Origin of the sequence: Sedimentibacter sp. B4 (genome assembly GCF_000309315.1) — a bacterium.
In the GTDB taxonomy this organism is placed as follows: domain Bacteria; phylum Bacillota; class Clostridia; order Tissierellales; family Sedimentibacteraceae; genus Sedimentibacter; species Sedimentibacter saalensis.
This window is the reverse complement of the sequence record NZ_CANG01000819.1, coordinates 1-222: the sequence shown is the minus strand read 5'-3', so window position 1 is coordinate 222 and position 222 is coordinate 1. Positions and strand designations below refer to the sequence as shown.

The window sequence follows — 222 nt, the reverse complement described above, 5'->3', positions numbered from 1 at the left end:
GGTACGGATCAACGACGCCCTCTCCTGGTCCCCGGAAGGCGCCGCGTCCTTCGTCGACGCCGTGGCGATCCTGCGGGACGTGATGGGTGCGAGGATCGCGCCGGCCTACCTGCTCAACGCGAGCGAGGACCTGCTCGTGCTGGTCAGCGACGACGAGCAGCGCGCGCTGCTGGGCGAGTCGTTCGCGAGCATGCCGGCCCACGAGCACATCCGTGAACCGTG

Annotated in this window: 1 protein-coding gene; it reads left to right on the top strand. The window is 69.8% G+C overall.

Annotated features, from left to right (window positions below; translation table 11 throughout):
• Positions 1 to 222 (top strand): hypothetical protein (locus BN358_RS27015; protein ID WP_198018493.1); only part of this gene is annotated, 222 nt, incomplete at both ends.